This is a genomic window from Blastococcus sp. SYSU D00813 (assembly GCF_054050735.1).
Genome location: NZ_JBJGZX010000060.1, coordinates 1 through 14,461, shown reverse-complemented (window position 1 = coordinate 14,461; position 14,461 = coordinate 1). Strand labels below are relative to the sequence as shown.

The window sequence follows — 14,461 nt, the reverse complement described above, 5'->3', positions numbered from 1 at the left end:
GCAGCCCGAGCCGGCCGACCCCCCGCCGCGGCTCGCGCCCCCCCCGCGGCGCCGCCCCCGCGCCCCCCCACTCCGCTCCTCGTTCAGGCGGGGGTGATCGAGAGGGTCAGGTTGCGCCGGCCCTCTTCCGAGCGGGCGGTGGCCAGGCGCTCGGCGGACGGCGTGCCGTACTCGGTGGTGCGCTGGCGGGCCGGCCGGCCGATGGCGGCGGCCATCGCCTCGAGCTCGGCGATGGTCTTCAGCGAGCCGTTCTCGCTGCCGGCCATCCGGCTGATCGTCTCCTCCATGAGCGTGCCGCCGAGGTCGTTGCAGCCGCCGCGGAGGACCGCCTGGGTGCCGGCGTCGCCGAGCTTGACCCAGGAGGTCTGGATGTTGGGGATGCGGCCGTGCAGCAGCAGCCGGGCCACGGCGTGCACGGCCCGGTTCTCCCGCACGGTCGGCCCGGGGCGGGCGACGCCGGCGAGGTAGATCGGCGCGTTGTGGTGCACGAACGGCAGCAGCACGAACTCGGTGAAGCCGCCGGTCTCGTCCTGGATCCCGGCCAGCGTGCGCAGGTGCGCGACCCAGTGCGCGGGGGTGTCGACGTGGCCGTACATCATCGTCGACGTCGTCGGGATGCCCACCCGGTGCGCGGTGGAGATGATCTCGACCCACGTCGCGGCGGGCAGCTTGCCCTTGGTGAGGACCCAGCGGACGTCGTCGTCGAGGATCTCCGCCGCCGTCCCCGGCACGGAGTCCAGGCCGGCCTCCTTCGCGGCGGTGAGGAACTCGGCGAACGACAGCCCGGTGCGCGCCGAGCCGTTGACGATCTCCATCGGGGAGAACGCGTGCAGGTGGATGCCCGGCTGCCGGTGCTTCACCTCCCGCGCCAGGTCCAGGTAGGCGGTGCCGGGCAGGTCGGGGTGGATGCCGCCCTGCATGCAGATCTCGGTGGCGCCGGCAGCCCAGGCGCGGTCGACCCGCTCGCCGACCTCGGCCAGCGACAGCGTGTAGGCGTCGGCGTCGGTGCGTCGCTGGGCGAACGCGCAGAACCGGCAGCCGGTGTAGCAGACGTTGGTGAAGTTGATGTTCCGGTTGACGACGTAGGTGACGTCGTCGCCGTTGACGTCCCGGCGGACCGCGTCGGCCAGTGCGCACAGCGCCTCGAGGTCGGGCCCGTCGGCGCCCAGCAGCGCCAGGTACTCCGCGTCCGACAGCCCGGCGGGGTCGCGCTCGGCGTGCGCCAGGGCGGCGCGCACCTCGGGGTCGCCGGCGGTCAGCGCGGTGGAGTGCCCGTCGCGCGCGCTCTCAGTGCGCGAGCGCAGCTCGGCCCAGTCGCCGTAGACGGCGTCGAAGTCGCTGCGCCGGTCGCCGGTGCGGCCGACGGTGTCGACCTCGACGTGCAGGTCCGTGCGGCCGGTCGACGTCCACGCCTCGTCCGGCTCCTGCCACGGCAGCCCGGTGGGGACCCGGCCCTCGACGGCGAGCCCGTCGGGGCCGGCGAGGGCGGCGACGTGCGGGCGCACCCGCGGGTCCAGCCACGGCTCGGGCTGCGTGACGTAGGGCGGCTGGGCCGCCAGCCGCTCGCGCAGGGTGAACCCGGCCTCGGCCGACAGCTCGGCCAGGGTCTCGATGTTGGGCCAGGGCCGCTCGGGGTTGACGTGGTCCGGCGTGAGCGGGGAGACCCCGCCCCAGTCGTCGACCCCGGCGCGCAGCAGCAGCCCGAGCTCGGTCGGGTCGGACAGGTTCGGCGGCGCCTGCACCCGCGCCTTGGGGCCCAGCAGGAGCCGGGTGACGGCGACCGCGGCCACGTACTCCTGCAGTTGCAGGTCGTCGGCGGCGGCCATCGCCGTGCGCGGCTTGGCGCGGAAGTTCTGGACGATCAACTCCTGGACGTGCCCGTGGCGCTGCGAGGTCGCCTTGATCTGCAGGACGGCGTCCACCCGCTCGGCCGGCGTCTCGCCGATGCCCAGCAGCACGCCGGTGGTGAAGGGGACGGCGGAGCGGCCGGCGTCCTCGAGCACCCGCAGCCGCACCGCGGGGTCCTTGTCCGGCGAGCCGAAGTGCGGGCCGCCGGGCTCGGACCACAGCCGCGTCGCCGTCGTCTCCAGCATCATCCCCATCGACGCCGAGACGGGCTTGAGCCGCTGGATCTCCTCCCAGGACAGGACGCCGGGGTTCAGGTGCGGCAGCAGCCCGGTCTCCTCCAGCACCCGGATCGCCATCGCCCGCAGGTAGCCCAGCGTGGAGTCGAAGCCGTGCGCCTCCAGCCACTCGGCGGCGACCGGCCAGCGGGCCTCGGGCCGGTCGCCGAGGGTGAACAGCGCCTCCTTGCAGCCCAGGGCAGCGCCGGCGCGGGCGATGTCGAGCACCTCGTCGGGGGAGAGGAACGGCGCCTTCCCCTCGGCCCGCAACTGCCCCGGCGTCGTGACGAAGGTGCAGTAGTGGCAGCGGTCGCGGCAGAGGTGGGTGAGCGGGATGAACACCTTGCGGCTGTAGGTGACGACCCCCGGACGGCCGGCCGAGGCCAGCCCGGCGTCGCGGACCCGGCCGGCCGCGGCGAGCAGCCGGTCCAGCGGCTCCCCCTCGGCCAGGCCGCGGGCCGACAGCAGCGCCTCGGCCTCCGCGGCGTCGAGCGGGACCCCGCGCTCGGCGCGGGCGAGCGCGCGGCGCAGGGCGTGGGCGGGGGCGGGCTGCTCACTCATGGCCCCTGCACGCTATCCCCGCGGTCTGTCCGGACCGTCGCGCGCGCCCGCCGCCGAGGGCCTTTCGCGCGGGAAAGGCCCCCTCAGGACGGCGGCAGGCCCACGTAGCGGCTGCGGAAGCGCACCAGCGGGTCGCCGCTGCCACCGGGCACGGGGACGCCGACGACCTCCAGCAGCGCGAGCACGTGGTCGCCGGCCTCGACCATCCGTTCCAGCCGGCAGTCCAGCGCGACCAGGCCGCCGTCCAGCACGATCGCGTCGCTGTGCGGCGCCCGGGACCACGGCACCGACTCCAGCAGGTGGCGGGCGCTGGGCCGCCCGGCCGAGGAGAACCGGCTGGCCAGGATGGCCTGCCCGGCGGCGAGCACGGTCAGGCCGCAGCGGCCGACGTCCTCGAGCACCTCGCGCGGGTAGCCGTCGGCGGTCAGCCCGATCGCGACCAGCGGCGGGTCCGCCGACACGCTCATCACCGAGGAGACGGTGGTGCCGACGTCGTCGATGCCGTCGCGCACGGTCAGCAGCGCCACCCCGGCCGCGTAGGAGCGCAGGGCGGCGGCGTACTCCGTCGGGTCGACCGGCATGGCCGCCAGTCGACCACACCGGCCAGGATGGGCCGTGTGACGGGAGAGCGGACGTACGACGTCGTCGTGGTGGGGGCCGGCTCGACCGGCGAGAACGTGGCCGACATCGTCGTCCGCGGCGGGCTGAGCGCGGTGCTCGTGGAGGCCGAGCTCGTCGGTGGCGAGTGCTCCTACTGGGCGTGCATGCCCAGCAAGGCGCTGCTGCGCGGCACCGAGGCGCTCGCGGCGGCCCGCGCCGTCTCCGGCGCGGCGGCCGCGGTGACCGGCGAGCAGGACGTGCGGGCCACTCTGGAGCGCCGGGACTCGTTCACCTCGAACTGGTCCGACGAGGGCCAGGTGCAGTGGGTGCAGGGTGCCGGCATCGACCTGGTCCGCGGCAGCGCCCGCCTCGACGGCGAGCGGACCGTCGTGGTCACCGACGCCGACGGCGCCGAGACCCGGCTGACCGCCACGCACGCCGTCGCGCTGTGCACCGGCTCGGAGGCCGCCGTCCCGCCGGTCGAGGGGCTGCGCGACGTCGATCCCTGGACCCCGCGCGAGGCGACCAGCGCCAAGGAGGTGCCCGGCCGGCTCGTGGTGATCGGCGGCGGCTACGTGGGCTGCGAGATGGCGACGGCGTGGAGCGCGCTCGGGTCCACGGTGACCGTGCTCGAGCGCGGCGAGCGGGTGCTGTCGGGCGCCGAGCCGGCCGCCGGTGACGCCGTGGCCGCCGCGCTGCGGGCCGCGGGCGTCGACGTCCGGCTGCGGACCGAGGTGCGCTCGGCCCGCCGGGAGGGCACCGAGGTCGTCGTCGTCACCTCCGACGGGGAGGTCCGCGGCGACGAGGTGCTCGTGGCCGTCGGCCGGCGGGCCCGCACGCACGACGTCGGCCTCGAGACCGTCGGCCTCGAGGGCGGCGGCTACCTCGACGTCGACGACACGCTCCAGGTGCGCGGGGTGCCGTGGCTCTACGGCGTCGGGGACGTCAACGGCCGCCGGCTGCTGACCCACATGGGCAAGTACCAGGCCCGCCAGGCGGGCGCGGCGATCGTCGCCCGCGCCAAGGGGGAGGACGTCGACACCTCCGACTGGTCGCCGTTCGTGGCCACCGCCGACACCCACGCCACGCCGTCGGTGGTGTTCACCGACCCGCAGGTGGCCAGCGTCGGCCTGACCAGCGCGCAGGCCCGCGAGTCCGGCCGACCGCACCGGGTCGTGGAGTACCCCATCGGCAGCGTGGCCGGCGCCTCGGTGCACCGCGACGGCTACGAGGGGACGGCGATCGCGGTCGTCGACACCGAGCGCGAGGTGCTGCTCGGGGTGACCTTCGTCGGCCCGGACGTCGCCGAGCTGCTGCACTCGGCGGTGATCGCGGTCGCCGGCGAGGTCCCGCTGGCCCGGTTGTGGCACGCCGTGCCCGCCTACCCGACGATCAGCGAGGTCTGGCTACGGCTGCTCGAGACCTGGCGCGGCTGAGCGGCGCAGCGACGACAGGACGGACGACATGGCGCGGATCGGGCTGGTCCTGCACCCCACCCGTGACTGCACCGCCGCGGTGCGCCAGGTGGCGGAGTGGGCCCGCGGCGGGGCGGCGGAGCTGGTGGCCACCACCGCCGACGCCCGTCGCATCGCCGTGGACGGGGTGACCCCGGTGCCCGAGGAGGCCCTGGCCGGCAGCTGCGACGGGATCATCGCCATGGGGGGCGACGGCACGATCCTCGGCGCGATGCGGCTGGTGAGCGGGCGGCCGGTACCGGTGCTCGGGGTCAACCTCGGGCACCTGGGCTTCCTCGCCGAGGTGGAGGGCCGCGAGCTGCACGAGGCGCTCACCGCGATGGCCGAGGAGCGGGTCACCACCGAGTCGCGCGGCTGCCTGGTGGTCCGGCACCGGGACTGGGAGTGGCTGGCCTTCAACGACGCCGTCCTCGCCCGGGTGCCGGGGGAGGGGATGGTCAGCGCGACCCTGTCGGTGGGCGGCCAGCCGTACGGGCACCTGCGCTGCGACGCGGTGATCCTGGCGACCGCGATGGGCTCGACGGCCTACAACTACGCCGCCGGCGGTCCGGTGGTCAGCCCCGGCATCGAGGGCGTCCTGGTCACCCCGGCGGCGCCGATGTCGGGGATCTCGCGGACGGTGCTGCTCGACCCCAGCGAGCCGCTGCGGCTGACGATCGAGGGCGGTGCCCCGGCGATGGAGCTCGACGGCGTGCTGGGCGGCCGGCTGCGGCCGGGCGACGAGGTCTCGGTGACCTACCGCTCCCGCGCCGGCCAGCTGGTGCGGATCGAGGGGTCCCGGTCGGCGGCCCGCAGCCGGGTGAAGCTCTCGCTGATCGACCTGCCGTACCTGCCCGGCGAACTGCTCGAGCTGCTGCCGCGGGAGCAGCGGGAGCGGCTGGGCGAGGCCCCCGACCCGCGGGAGGCCTGACTACGGCAGTGCGTACGGCGCCGTGAGCGGGCCGGGGAGGTCGCCCTCCACGGTGGCGGTCACCGTCATCGACTCGAAGCGGGCGACCCCGCCGAGCAGGGTGAGGAAGGCGGTGTCGGCGGCGTCGCGGCCGGAGCAGATGCGCACCAGCGAGCCGACCGGTGCCAGCCGGGTGGCGTCGACGACGCACCAGGTGCCGTCGACGTCGGCCTCCACGACGGCGTGGAAGTCCATCGGGTCCAGCCCCGGGGCGTAGACGGCGACCAGCCGGGCCGGCACCTCCACGGCGCGCAGCAGGGTGGCCGTCAGGTGGGCGTAGTCGCGACACACCCCCTGGCCGAGCAGCAGGGTGTCGACGGCGGTGTCGACCGGCCGGCTGGCGCCGGGGACGTAGGTCAGCCGGTCGTGCACCCAGCCGGCGACGGCCGCGACGAGCTCGGCGCGGGGGCGGGTGCGGTCGAACTCCGTGGCGGCGTAGCCCTCGAGCTGGTCCGAGGGGCAGTACCGGCTGGGCCGCAGCGCCTCGGCGGCCGCCGCGGGGGTGACCGGGCGGGTCGGGCCGTCGCGGTCCACGGCGGCGGTGTAGGCGACCGTCGTCGTCCCCTCGCGCAGCTCGACCCGGTGCACCCGCGCCTCCCCGACGGCGAACTCCTCGACGTCCAGCGGCTCGCCCTCGCACAGGACGGTCAGCTGCTCGGCGACCGGCGCGGCGACCGCGACCTGCAGCAACGCCGTCGCCGGGCCGGTGGAGGAGACGGTCAGGGTGGCGGCGACGTCGGTGCGCATGGGCGGCATCCTGACCGGCCGGCCGCAGGGTGACCCGTCGGGAACACCGCCGTCCCCCGGCCGTCACCCGCTGGTCACACGGCCCCGGGCCGCGTCGGCCCCGTCCAGAGGCTCACGCCGAGCGTGCGGGGCGTGAGGAGGACGGGGTCCTTCAGCGGTCCCGGACGGGCGGGGTCTCGCCGGTGTCGTCGAGGACGGCGTACAGGTGCGGCACGTCGGGCAGCCCGTCGCGGGGCGCGGGGACGGGCGGGCCCCCCGGCTCGTCGTCCCACGTCGAGCGGGCGTCGAAGGCGGTCGGCGGGCCGGGCAGCACCGCCGGCGGGACGGGCGGGCGGCCCGGGAACGGCAGGACCTCGGCGGCCGGCGCCTCGGGCTCCTCGCCGGCGGGGTCCCCGGCCGGCCCCTCCGCGGCGGCCGGCCCCGGGACGACCGGCTGCTCCAGCGACGCGGGCGCGACCTCGGCCGCGACGATGACCTCCTCGGCCGTCAGCGGCTCGTCGTCGCGCACGCTGGCCGGCACGAGCTGCTCGACGACCGCGTCCTCGGGGACGACGGTGGGGCCGGGCAGCGGCGCGGGCCGGCCGAACGCGTAGCCCTGCGCCATGCCGCAGCCGTGCTGGCGCAGCCACTCGGCCTGGTCGAGGTCCTCGATGCCCTCGGCGATGACCTGCAGGCCCATGCCCAGGCCCAGCTGCACCAGCCCCTGCACCAGGGCGGCGGTGGAGGGCTCGGTGACCACGTCGGCGACGAAGGAGCGGTCGATCTTCACCGTGTGGATGGGCAGCCGGTGCAGGGCCGTGATGGCCGAGTAGCCGGTGCCGAAGTCGTCGAGCGCGAGGGTGACGCCGTGGTCGGTGACCTCGCTGACCGCCTGCAGCGTTGCGTCGGCGGCGAACAGCGCCGTCGACTCGGTGATCTCCAGCTCCAGGCGCTCCGGCGGCAGGCCGGACTCGGCCAGCGCCTCGATCACCAGGTCGGTGAAGCCGGGCTCGGCCAGGTGCCGGGCTGAGATGTTCACGTGCACCCGCAGCCCCGCCGGCCACCCCGCCGCGTCGTGGCAGGCCTGCCGCAGCACCCAGGCGCCCAGCCTGGAGGTCAGCCGGTTGTCCTCGGCACAGGCGAGGAAGGCGCCCGGCGGCAGCAGCCCGCGGGTGGGGTGCTGCCAGCGGATGAGGGCCTCGTAGCCGAGCAGCGTCTCGTCGGTCAGCGACACGATCGGCTGGTAGAACAGCCGCAGCTCGTCGCCCTCCAGCGCGTGCCGCAGGTCGGCCTCGAGCTGCAGCTGGTCGATCTCGTCGTCGGACAGCACGCCGTCGTAGACCTCGATGCGGGCGCGGCTGCCGTCGGACTTCGCCCGGGTGAGCGCGCCGTGCGCCTGGCGCAGCAGGTCGTCGGGGGCGATGTCGGAGCCTAGGGTGAGGCCCACGCTCGCCGACAGCACGATCTCGCGGTCGCCCACGGGGAAGGGGTCGTCGAGCACCGACAGCAGGCGGTCGGCCAGCGCGCGCAGCCCGTCGAGGTCCTCGACGTCCTCGGCCAGGATGAGGAACTCGTCCCCGCCCAGCCGCACCGCGGTGTCCTCGACCCGGGTGCTCCAGCGCAGCCGGTCGGCCACCTGGGTCAGCACCTGGTCGGCGGCCTCGTGGCCGAGGGCGTCGTTGACCGCCTGGAACCGGTCGAGGTCCAGGTGCACGAGGCCGACCTGCAGGCCGCGGCGCCGGGACAGCGCGAGGGCGTGGTTGAGCCGGTCGTTCAGCGCCCGCCGGTTGGGCAGCCCGGTGAGCGGGTCGGTGAAGGCGCGCCGGACCAGGTCCTCCTCGGCGCGGCGGCGGTCGGTGACGTCGACCAGCGAGAGGACGACGAAGTGCGCCCGGCCGTCGCTGCGGTGCACGACGTCGTGCGACTGCAGCACGAACAGCTCGCTGCCGTCGGCCCGGCGCAGCCGGCGCTCGCCGTCCACCCGCAGCCAGGGGTCCAGCGGCTCGGCGCCGTCGGCGGGCAGGTCGGGCACCGGCGCCTCGTCCGGGTGGGCGAGCAGGTCGACGTGACGGCCGACGAGGTCCTCGTGCGAGCGCCCGGTCATCGCGCACAGCGCCTCGTTCACGACGAGGAAGTGACCGTCGAGGTCGACGAGCGCCTTGGGCACCGGTGCGCCGAGGAACAGCGCGCGGAACAGCTGGCCGCGGTCGGCCAGCAGCGTGTCGATCGCCCGCAGCCGGCCGGCGGCGTCGTCGCCGGCCCGGCCGGACCGGGGGCTCGGGACGTCGTGGGCGTGCAGAGTCACCCGGACAGCGTGCTGCACCGACGGCGCGGAGTGACGGAACCCGTCCTCGGTATGTCGTGGTCAACCGGTCACGGTGCGTGAGATCGCGGGGTGGCGGTGCCCCGAGTGAGCGGTGTGACGAACGGGTCCGGGAATCCCGCCGTCCACCCGGTCGCTGCACCGGCCATGAGCGCACTGCCGAAGCGGATCGGGTTCCTCTCCTTCGGGCACTGGCAGCCGATCCCCGGCTCGCAGGTCCGCACGGCGCGCGACGCGCTGGTGCAGAGCGTGGAGCTCGCCGTCGCCGCGGAGGAGCTGGGGCTGGACGGCGCCTACGTGCGGGTGCACCACTTCGCCCGCCAGCTCGCCTCGCCCTTCCCGCTGCTGACCGCGATGGCGGTGCGGACCTCGCGGATCGAGATCGGCACCGGCGTCATCGACATGCGGTACGAGAACCCGCTGTACATGGCCGAGGAGGCGGCGGCCGCCGACCTGCTCAGCGGTGGCCGGCTCCAGCTGGGCGTCAGCCGGGGGTCACCGGAGACGGCGCTGCGCGGCTCGGAGGCCTTCGGCTACGTGCCGCCCGAGGGCGTGTCCGACGGCGACCTGGCGCGGGCCAAGACCGCGCTGTTCCGCGCCGCGCTCGGCGGCGCCACGGTGGTCGACGCCGACCCCCGGATGACCGGTGGCACGCGCGGCCGCCTGGCCGTGCAGCCGCAGTCCCCGGGGCTCGCCGACCGGATCTGGTGGGGCTCCGGCACCCGTGCGACCGCGGAGTGGACCGCCGCGCAGGGCATGAACCTGATGAGCTCCACGCTGCTGTCGGAGGACACCGGCGTGCCCTTCGACCAGCTGCAGGCCGAGCAGATCGAGCGCTTCCGCGCCGCCTGGGCCGCCGCCGGGTGGGAGCGGGAGCCGCGGGTGTCGGTCAGCCGCAGCGTCCTGCCGATCACCAGCGACCTCGACCGGCAGTACTTCGGCGGCGACCGGGAGTCCGAGGACCAGGTCGGCCTGCTCGAGGGCGTCCGGGCCCGGTTCGGCAAGAGCTACACCGGCGAGCCCGACGTCCTGGCCGAGGAGCTGGCCAAGGACGCCGCCGTCCGCGAGGCCGACACCCTGCTGCTCACCGTGCCGAACATGCTCGGCGTCGACTACAACGCCCACCTGCTGGAGACGGTCGTCCGGGACGTCGCGCCGGCGATCGGCTGGGCGCCACGGGGCGGTCAGGCCGCCTCGTAGGTGACCGTGCCGTCGTCGGCGACGGTCACGAGCAGCTCCACGTAGTCACCGGTGTCGGTGTCGCTCGCGGTGCACAGCAGCGGCTCGGTGAGGCCGCCGACGATCACCGCGTTCTCGGTGTCGCAGCTGATGTCGATGGGCGTGCCCTCCTCGTTCTGGGCCACCGCCTCGTCGTAGAGGAACGCCTCGACGTCGGCGATCACCACGTAGGTGTCGTCGCTGGTGATCTCGACGTTGCCCTCGTCGTCGGTCTGCGTGACCGAGAACGACGTCCCCTGGCCGTCGAGGACGGCGGTGCAGCTGAAGGTGCCGCCGGCCTCGGGCTCGACGCCGGAGGGGCACTCGACGTCGGTGGCGGCCACCCCGGTCACGTCGGCGGTGAGCTGGCTGATCTCGGCCTCGACGGCGGCGGTGTCGAGCGTCTCGGTGCCGAAGAGGAACAGCGCGCCGACCCCGAGCCCGCCGAGCGTCACGACGCCCGCGGCGACGGAGCCGACGATCACGCCGGTGCGCTTCTTCTTCTGAGGCGGGGGGAAGCCGCCGTACTGCGGCGGCGCGTAGGGCTGCGGGGCGTACGGGTGGGCGGCCGGGGGCTGCTGGATCTGGGTCACGGTTCCTCCTGTCGGGCTGACAGGGGGAACCGTGCCGCCGGCCGCTTCGGCCGGACTTGCGCGCGGCTTGGGCCGGCCTGCGGGCGTGCCCCCGCTGCGGACCGGCCCGCGCGCGGACGAGGCCGGCGTCAGCCGGTCGCTGCAGGCTGCGGAGCCGCGCCGCGCGCGCCCCCGCCGTCCATCTGCCGCACCATCTGGGCCATCGCCTCGAGGGTGTCCGCCGCCTGCGCGCCACCGCAGGTGAGGGAGGCCAGGAGGTTGCCCAGGAGACCCGCCCGGTCTGCCACGATCCGTACCCGGCCGATCTCGACGACCAGACCGAGCAGGTCCAGGCGGAGGCCCTCGGGAATGTCGAGGATCACGCACTCCACTGGCGTCGTCATCACGTTCCCCCTTCCGGTACCAGGCGCGTTCCGGTAGCGCCTCCTGGAGGGTAGGTCGCCCGGCAGACGCCAACGGCGGTCGTCGGCCTGGCATCTCGCCGCCGGACCTGGGCCGAGCGTGCGGACCGGAACACGTGCGGCAGGTCGTGACGGAGAGCGGACGAAGTCGATCCGGAACGCGATCTCCCTCGGTGGTCGCGCGGAGTGGTCCGGCGCGTCGTGGTCACTCGGAGCGTGCTGGCTCAGCAGCCGGCGCAGCGGCGGACGGCGCGGTGCGTGGCGGTCGCCGCGACGTGCGCGCCGTCCCGCGAGGAGAAGGGGCCGTGCCACCGGCCGTTGGCCGGCCGGGTGCCCTGCCGGCCCTCGCCGTGGTTGCAGTACGCGCAGTGCGCGACGTGGATGGTGGCCCGGTCGCCGCGGCGGTCCTCGTACACCCAGTACTGCACCGGGGGACGGTAACCGCGGACGGAGCCGGCCGACCGGCACCGCGCGGAGGTGGCGGCGCGCCCGGCAGGACTCGAACCTGCGACCAAGTGCTTAGAAGGCACCTGCTCTATCCGCTGAGCTACGGGCGCTCGGCCTCCGATCATCGCACCCGGGCCGGCCGGAGCAGGGCAGCATGAGCGCCGTGGACCTGGCCGACTTCCTGCTCGCACGGATCACCGAGGACGAGAGGGCCGCGAAGGGCGCGACCGCCGGCCCCTGGCGGTGGTACCCCGGCCGCGCCGGCCTGCCGGCGTTCCTCGAGTCGACCGGCGCCACGGCGACGCACTGGGTCGAGGGGCAGTCGTTCGAGGCGCCCACCGTCGTGCTGGGCAGCAACCAGAACTCGATGCTGCGGGTCCGCGGGCGCGACGCCGAGCACATCGCCGCCTGGAACCCGGCCCGGGTGATCGACGAGTGCCGGGCCAAGCGCCGCGTCGTGGAAGCCGGCGCCGGCGCCGGGGTGGACGTGGCCACGCACGACCTCGTGCTGCGCACCCTCGCGCTGCCCTACGCCGAGCACCCCGAGTACCGCGCGGAGTGGCGCGTCTGACCCCGCCTTCCACAGCCGGGGCCGTCGTCCACAGATGACGCCGCGGCGGCGGCACGGGCCGCGGGACGGCGGAGGGTCGGGGACGGCCGGCACAGCGCCGGTCGCGCCGGTCCGGCGCACCAACCCGAGGAGAGACAGTGCCCGACACCGAGATCACCGTGGTGGGCCGCGTCGCCAGCGCACCGCGCCGTGCCCGGCTCGACAGCGGCAGCACCGTGGTCAACTTCCGCATCGCGTCGACCGCCCGGCGCTTCGACCGCGCCAGCCAGGAGTGGGTCGACGGCGAGACCTTCTGGTCCGACGTCGAGTGCTGGGACGACCTGGGCGGCAACGTGATCCGCAGCCTCAGCAAGGGCGACGCCGTGGTGGTCGTCGGCCGGCTGTGGACCCGTGACTACGAGTCCGCCAACGGCCGCGGGAGCACGTCGCAGATCCGCGCCGACGCCGTGGGCCCCGACCTGCGCCACGGCTGGGCCGAGTACCGGCGGTCGCCCCGCGTGGCCCGGCCGGAGGAGTCCCCGGCCGCCGGTCCCGACGGCGAGCACGGGTCCGCACCGTTCGACGGGGCGCCGACCAGCGAGGACTACATCCCCGACCCCGCGACGTTGTCCCCGGTGGACCCCGGTCAGGAGGTCCGGGAACCGGCGTACAGCTGACGGCCCGGAACTGGGAGGATCGGGGGAGAGAACGCAGGAGGCGGGGCCGGCCCGGCCGGCTCCGCCGCCCCCTCGCGAACCCGACGGAAGGCTCCCTGGCCCAGTGGCTCAGTACATCTACACGATGGTCCGCGCGCGCAAGGCGCACGGCGACAAGGTGATCCTCGACGACGTCACCCTGTCGTTCCTGCCCGGCGCCAAGATCGGCGTCGTCGGCCCCAACGGCGCCGGCAAGTCGACGGTCCTCCAGATCATGGCCGGCATGCAGCAGCCGTCGAACGGCGACGCCAACCTGGCACCCGACGCGACGGTCGGGATCCTGCTGCAGGAGCCGCCGCTCAACGAGGCGCTCGACGTGCGCGGCAACGTCGAGGAGGCCGTCAAGCCGCTGCGCGACGCGCTGACCCGCTTCGAGCAGGTCAGCGCGGCGATGGGCGAGCCCGATGCCGACTTCGACGCGCTGCTGGCCGAGCAGGGCGAGCTCATGGAGGTCATCGAGCAGAACGACGGCTGGGAGCTCGACGCCCGCATCGAGCAGGCCATGGACGCGCTGCGCTGCCCGCCCGGCGACGCCGACGTCAGCGTGCTCTCCGGTGGTGAGCGGCGCCGCGTCGCGCTGTGCAAGCTGCTGCTCGAGGCGCCGGACCTGCTGCTGCTCGACGAGCCCACCAACCACCTCGACGCCGAGAGCGTGGCGTGGCTCGAGCAGCACCTGGAGAAGTACGCCGGCACCGTCGTGGCGGTCACCCACGACCGGTACTTCCTCGACAACGTCGCCCAGTGGATCCTCGAGCTCGACCGCGGCCGGGCCTACCCCTACGAGGGCAACTACTCCACCTACCTGGAGACCAAGGCCGCCCGGCTCCAGATCGAGGGTGCGAAGGACGCCAAGCGGCAGAAGCGCCTCAAGGAGGAGCTGGAGTGGGTCCGCTCCGGCGCCAAGGCCCGCCAGGCCAAGAGCAAGGCCCGCCTCGCCCGCTACGAGGAGATGGCCGCCGAGGCCGACAAGTACCGCAAGCTGGACTTCGAGGAGATCCAGATCCCGCCGGGCCCCCGGCTGGGCAACGTGGTCGTCGAGAGCCGTGACCTGACCAAGGGCTTCGGTGACCGGCTGCTCATCGACGACCTGTCGTTCACGCTGCCGCGCAACGGCATCGTCGGCGTGGTCGGGCCCAACGGCGCCGGCAAGACGACGCTGTTCAAGATGCTCGTCGGCGAGGAGAAGCCCGACGACGGGGAGATCAAGGTCGGCGACACCGTCAAGATCTCCTACGTCGAGCAGAGCCGCAGCGGCATCGACCCGAAGAAGACGCTGTGGGAGGTCGTCTCCGACGGGCTCGACCACATCAAGGTCGGCAACGTCGAGATGCCCTCGCGGGCCTACGTCGCGGCCTTCGGCTTCAAGGGCCCCGACCAGCAGAAGCCGGCCGGCGTCCTCTCCGGCGGTGAGCGCAACCGGCTGAACCTGGCGCTGACCCTCAAGCAGGGCGGCAACCTGCTGCTCCTCGACGAGCCGACCAACGACCTCGACGTGGAGACGCTGACCAGCCTGGAGAGCGCGCTGCTGGAGTTCCCCGGCTGCGCCGTGGTGGTCAGCCACGACCGGTGGTTCCTCGACCGGGTGGCCACCCACATCCTCGCCTACGAGGGTGAGTCGAAGTGGTTCTGGTTCGAGGGCAACTTCGCCGACTACGAGAAGAACAAGGTCGAGCGGCTCGGCCCGGAGGCGGCCCGCCCGCACCGGGCGACCTACCGCAAGCTCACCCGCGACTGACCGAGGAACCCCCCTCCCCGCGCCGCGCTCCGTGCGGCGCGGGG

General features: G+C 74.8%; 13 protein-coding genes and 1 tRNA gene. 6 read left to right on the top strand and 8 right to left on the bottom strand.

Going from position 1 to position 14,461, the window contains the following annotated elements; all coding sequences use genetic code 11:
• Nucleotides 1-83: 83 nt before the first annotated feature.
• Entirely contained in the window at nucleotides 84-2,684 is a 2,601-nt protein-coding gene (locus ACI8AX_RS22955) for a bifunctional FO biosynthesis protein CofGH (protein ID WP_456552189.1), read from the bottom strand.
• An 83-nt stretch (nucleotides 2,685-2,767) separates the two neighbouring features.
• Nucleotides 2,768-3,265: a flavin reductase family protein gene (locus tag ACI8AX_RS22950; protein ID WP_456552188.1), complete on the bottom strand. Its 498-nt coding sequence runs from the start codon at nucleotides 3,263-3,265 to the stop codon at nucleotides 2,768-2,770.
• A gap of 36 nt (nucleotides 3,266-3,301) precedes the next feature.
• Between ACI8AX_RS22950 and ACI8AX_RS22945 the strand changes: the two genes are divergently transcribed.
• Together ACI8AX_RS22945 and ACI8AX_RS22940 are read left to right on the top strand one after the other, a co-directional pair.
• On the top strand, nucleotides 3,302-4,720 hold the full coding sequence (locus ACI8AX_RS22945) for a dihydrolipoyl dehydrogenase family protein (protein WP_456552187.1): 1,419 nt from the start codon (nucleotides 3,302-3,304) through the stop codon (nucleotides 4,718-4,720).
• Nucleotides 4,721-4,748: 28 nt separating this feature from the next.
• Nucleotides 4,749-5,669, top strand: coding sequence for an NAD(+)/NADH kinase (locus ACI8AX_RS22940; RefSeq protein WP_456552186.1), 921 nt, complete (start codon nucleotides 4,749-4,751; stop codon nucleotides 5,667-5,669).
• On the opposite strand, the gene ACI8AX_RS22935 is transcribed toward ACI8AX_RS22940, so the two are convergent.
• Both ACI8AX_RS22935 and ACI8AX_RS22930 read right to left on the bottom strand, forming a co-directional pair.
• Nucleotides 5,670-6,455 carry a transglutaminase-like domain-containing protein gene (locus ACI8AX_RS22935; RefSeq protein ID WP_456552185.1) on the bottom strand — a complete coding sequence of 262 codons (786 nt, stop codon included), beginning with the start codon at nucleotides 6,453-6,455 and terminating at the stop codon, nucleotides 5,670-5,672. It lies immediately after the preceding gene.
• A gap of 151 nt (nucleotides 6,456-6,606) precedes the next feature.
• Nucleotides 6,607-8,739 carry an EAL domain-containing protein gene (locus ACI8AX_RS22930; protein WP_456552184.1) on the bottom strand — a complete coding sequence of 711 codons (2,133 nt, stop codon included), beginning with the start codon at nucleotides 8,737-8,739 and terminating at the stop codon, nucleotides 6,607-6,609.
• Between the two features lie 165 nt (nucleotides 8,740-8,904).
• On the opposite strand from ACI8AX_RS22930, the gene ACI8AX_RS22925 reads away from it, so the two are divergent.
• Nucleotides 8,905-9,957: an LLM class flavin-dependent oxidoreductase gene (locus ACI8AX_RS22925; protein WP_456552183.1), complete on the top strand. Its 1,053-nt coding sequence runs from the start codon at nucleotides 8,905-8,907 to the stop codon at nucleotides 9,955-9,957.
• On the opposite strand, the gene ACI8AX_RS22920 is transcribed toward ACI8AX_RS22925, so the two are convergent.
• The 4 genes from ACI8AX_RS22920 to ACI8AX_RS22905 form a co-directional block, all read right to left on the bottom strand.
• On the bottom strand, nucleotides 9,942-10,568 hold the full coding sequence (locus ACI8AX_RS22920; RefSeq protein ID WP_456552182.1) for a DUF4333 domain-containing protein: 627 nt from the start codon (nucleotides 10,566-10,568) through the stop codon (nucleotides 9,942-9,944). The two genes, ACI8AX_RS22925 and ACI8AX_RS22920, sit on opposite strands and share 16 nt — an antisense overlap.
• A gap of 128 nt (nucleotides 10,569-10,696) precedes the next feature.
• Nucleotides 10,697-10,951 (bottom strand): hypothetical protein, encoded by a 255-nt coding sequence (locus tag ACI8AX_RS22915; RefSeq protein ID WP_456552181.1) that lies wholly within the window; start codon nucleotides 10,949-10,951, stop codon nucleotides 10,697-10,699.
• 242 nt (nucleotides 10,952-11,193) lie between these two features.
• Nucleotides 11,194-11,397, bottom strand: a complete 204-nt coding sequence (locus ACI8AX_RS22910; RefSeq protein WP_456552180.1) for a hypothetical protein — start codon at nucleotides 11,395-11,397, stop codon at nucleotides 11,194-11,196.
• Nucleotides 11,398-11,453: 56 nt separating this feature from the next.
• Nucleotides 11,454-11,526, bottom strand: a tRNA-Arg gene (locus tag ACI8AX_RS22905).
• A 44-nt stretch (nucleotides 11,527-11,570) separates the two neighbouring features.
• Between ACI8AX_RS22905 and ACI8AX_RS22900 the strand changes: the two genes are divergently transcribed.
• The 3 genes from ACI8AX_RS22900 (at nucleotide 11,571) to ettA (ending at nucleotide 14,417) form a co-directional block, all read left to right on the top strand.
• Complete coding sequence (locus ACI8AX_RS22900) at nucleotides 11,571-11,987, top strand: DUF6221 family protein (protein ID WP_456552179.1); 417 nt, start codon at nucleotides 11,571-11,573, stop codon at nucleotides 11,985-11,987.
• A gap of 137 nt (nucleotides 11,988-12,124) precedes the next feature.
• Nucleotides 12,125-12,643, top strand: coding sequence for a single-stranded DNA-binding protein (locus ACI8AX_RS22895; RefSeq protein ID WP_456552178.1), 519 nt, complete (start codon nucleotides 12,125-12,127; stop codon nucleotides 12,641-12,643).
• A gap of 103 nt (nucleotides 12,644-12,746) precedes the next feature.
• Nucleotides 12,747-14,417 (top strand): energy-dependent translational throttle protein EttA, encoded by a 1,671-nt coding sequence (ettA, locus tag ACI8AX_RS22890; RefSeq protein WP_456552177.1) that lies wholly within the window; start codon nucleotides 12,747-12,749, stop codon nucleotides 14,415-14,417.
• Nucleotides 14,418-14,461 lie beyond the last annotated feature (44 nt).

Bases quoted from the DNA above. Each gene is read 5' to 3' on its own strand.
- ACI8AX_RS22955 (WP_456552189.1), bottom strand. From the start codon at position 2,684: ATGAGTGAGCAGCCCGCCCCCGCCCACGCCCTGCGCCGCGCGCTCGCC.
- ACI8AX_RS22935 (WP_456552185.1), bottom strand. From the start codon at position 6,455: ATGCGCACCGACGTCGCCGCCACCCTGACCGTCTCCTCCACCGGCCCG.
- ACI8AX_RS22925 (WP_456552183.1), top strand. From the start codon at position 8,905: ATGAGCGCACTGCCGAAGCGGATCGGGTTCCTCTCCTTCGGGCACTGG.
- ACI8AX_RS22950 (WP_456552188.1), bottom strand. From the start codon at position 3,265: ATGCCGGTCGACCCGACGGAGTACGCCGCCGCCCTGCGCTCCTACGCG.
- ACI8AX_RS22915 (WP_456552181.1), bottom strand. From the start codon at position 10,951: ATGACGACGCCAGTGGAGTGCGTGATCCTCGACATTCCCGAGGGCCTC.
- ACI8AX_RS22900 (WP_456552179.1), top strand. From the start codon at position 11,571: ATGAGCGCCGTGGACCTGGCCGACTTCCTGCTCGCACGGATCACCGAG.
- ACI8AX_RS22940 (WP_456552186.1), top strand. From the start codon at position 4,749: ATGGCGCGGATCGGGCTGGTCCTGCACCCCACCCGTGACTGCACCGCC.